Genomic DNA, 2,558 nt, shown 5'->3' with positions numbered 1-2,558 from the left:
GCTTACGCGCCTGCGCAATGGCTGCGTCTGGCGCCAGATACCGGCCTCCATCGGAGAAACTGTCCGAGGTTATGTTGACGATGCCGAAAATGATGAGCGATTTATTCATGGGGGCTTCTATAATAATAATAATCGAGCATGAGTCTCATACGGATGCTCGGGTCGAAAGGGAATCCCCAGGCGAGTAACCTGTTTGCGGTGATCCATTAGCTGCAGGAGCAGAAGAGCATACATCTGGAAGCAAAGCCAGGAAAGCGGCCTATGGAGCTGTGCGGCAGCGCTCAGTAGGCAATTTTTCAAAATATTGTTAAGCCTTTTCTGAGCATGGTATTTTTCATGGTATTACCAATTAGCAGGAAAATAAGCCATTGAATATAAAAGATAAAAATGTCTTGTTTACAATAGAGTGGGGAATATATAAGGTGTACATGTCTTGTTCTACTGAGTACAACGTGATGAAGTCAGTCGTATATGAAAACTTGCCATTTTCGCTCTCTAGCTTGATTTGTTGGTGTTTAACGAGCTTGAGTGGTGAAATGCAGTCACCGCCATAGATCGCAACTGTGCCACGCTCTTTGTACAGCTTAATGAGTTTTTTGGTGCATTTTAACGGCTTGCCGTGTTTGTCCAATTTTGGTTGGTTGCGAACAAAGATGTTATAGCGAAGATTCGAGTCACCAAGCATCCCGCTTGTTGTTTCACTGATGGTCAATTGGCGTTTAGACTTCTTATAAAACTCTAATAAGCGTTGCTGTAAATTGAACCGTGAAACACCGCATTCGATGTCAAAATCTAGACTTTTAAAAGCGTTTTTATTACTGTTGTTTCCAAAGTAACAAACTGCATCGTTAAACATTTGCGTTAAGTTTGCAAAAATTAAGAGAAAGTCGTTTTGTGGGTACGGACGTTTTTGATACATGCACCCAAACTCACTGTCTGACAACTTATAAAAATAGGTGCGAACGCCAGTATAACTGCAAAGTGAATCATAAATGCGTGTGCCTTTAATTTGAATCTGAGTAACATAGCTAGATGAAAATTCAGGGGTAGCCCAAAGCATAGGGCTGAACAGGATGTCTTTCACTAATCCATTGTCGTATGCACGGTCGCCAACGCGACTCTTTTGGTTAATGCGGTCGTTTTGGGTGTAAACATGGATGTTCTTCAGCTCCAACGTTTCACGTTTGAACACGGTCTTTTCAGCGGTAGCAGTAGCGGTCGTCATGGTGAAGTTCCTTATCGGCTTAAATACGTGTGTGCAAAAATTGCTTGCATGGTTTTAAAAATTTGGTCTGTTTCAAAGTAGTCAGAAATTTGCTCTTGGAATGGGCTTTGATGGTTGCGAACCAACGTGCGAATCGCAGAACTATTTAAGGTGTCTGAGTTGGTAAAACCATTTTTTAGTACTTTGATCTCAAAATATGGGCTAGTGGATGCAATCACACTGACAATAATGTTGCCGTCTTGGTCTGTCTTAACTGACAAATCAGCAATTGGGCTTAGCTCATGGCGTAAAAAATACATATTGTCGGGGTTATAGATTGCTTTAAATCTGATTCCGTCTTGGCATATAGCGCAAAACAGTTCATTCACCGACTCAGCAGTAAAGATCGCCCCAAACGTCACAACAACAGGCCCGACATTTTTTTGCTGTTTTTCATCATGTTTGATGGTTAGCTCGCAATGCGCTGTAATTAGGTTTTGCATGGTTTATATCCTCAAATGTGATTCAGTGGCATACGCACGTTATCCGTGCGTATGGGTGAATTGAATTAAGAAAGTTCGCGTGACCAACAATCTTCTATACGGTCGTATGCGTAGCCGTTTTGAGCCATTAACGTGCAAATGTCTTCAAGGTTTTTGCCAAAGATATTTACTGAGGTAACTTGGTCGAGTACTGATGTATGACCAAAGTTTTCTTTTAATGTTGCAACGTAGATTTCAACGTCCATGAAGAAGAAATTTGTTTTATCAGCCAATGTCGGCATGTGCTGTTGAAATTGAAGTTGAGCATAGTCACTATCCGCTTGAAGATCCGCAAGGGTTAAATCACAGTTGTTGTCGATGTAATCTGAGATTTCATCAAACAATGTTTCCATGTGAGCACCGCTAAAAGTTTTAGGGAAACCGATGTATAAAGTGCCTTGTAACTGTACTGATTGAGCGTTTAAATTTGACATGCTGTTCACTCCAAGTTTTAAGCTTTCTGCTTTTGATAGTTTCATTTTATGGGAAAACACAACCTGGCAAACTTTTCTCGAAAAATAAGATTTTCAATCTTTTTTTAATCAATTAAAAAACATCGCTTCCGTACTAATATGATTTTTCTATTAGCCGTATCGCCGTAATGCATTAAGAATAATTTAACGAGCAATTAGTTAATTAATTGGTGGTGTTTCAAAAAGTATGCTGAAACAAAGCAGGTTGAATTTTGGGTGGTGTTTCAAAAAGTATGCTGGCGTTAAACAAATCCGTTATTAAGGTAAAAGAAAGTCAAATCAAAGGCTTTAAAATGATTTTCGAGCTTTTTAGAAAAGTTGCAACTTCTCCTAAATCCA

General features: G+C 39.8%; 3 protein-coding genes and 2 pseudogenes. All 5 read right to left on the bottom strand.

Translation table 11 applies throughout. The features are described from left to right. A pseudogene (locus FTV32_RS16475) lies at positions 1 to 109 on the bottom strand (dihydropteroate synthase); the annotation flags it as partial. Positions 110 to 349: 240 nt separating this feature from the next. Continuing rightward, a complete protein-coding gene (locus FTV32_RS16470; RefSeq protein WP_079448949.1) occupies positions 350 to 1,225 on the bottom strand; it encodes a hypothetical protein in 876 nt (291 codons plus the stop codon). Positions 1,226 to 1,236: 11 nt separating this feature from the next. Continuing rightward, the gene (locus FTV32_RS16465; protein WP_005005983.1) at positions 1,237 to 1,707 is read right to left on the bottom strand and encodes a hypothetical protein; all 471 of its coding nucleotides are present in this window, start codon (positions 1,705 to 1,707) and stop codon (positions 1,237 to 1,239) included. A 65-nt stretch (positions 1,708 to 1,772) separates the two neighbouring features. Beyond that, positions 1,773 to 2,180, bottom strand: a complete 408-nt coding sequence (locus FTV32_RS16460) for a hypothetical protein (protein ID WP_005005986.1) — start codon at positions 2,178 to 2,180, stop codon at positions 1,773 to 1,775. 281 nt (positions 2,181 to 2,461) lie between these two features. After that, positions 2,462 to 2,558, bottom strand: a pseudogene (locus tag FTV32_RS16455) (IS1 family transposase); the annotation flags it as partial.

Source organism: Acinetobacter sp. YH16032, from assembly GCF_013417345.1.
Lineage (GTDB): Bacteria > Pseudomonadota > Gammaproteobacteria > Pseudomonadales > Moraxellaceae > Acinetobacter.
Note: the sequence above shows the minus strand (reverse complement) of the source record. Positions and strands in the feature narration are given on the sequence as shown.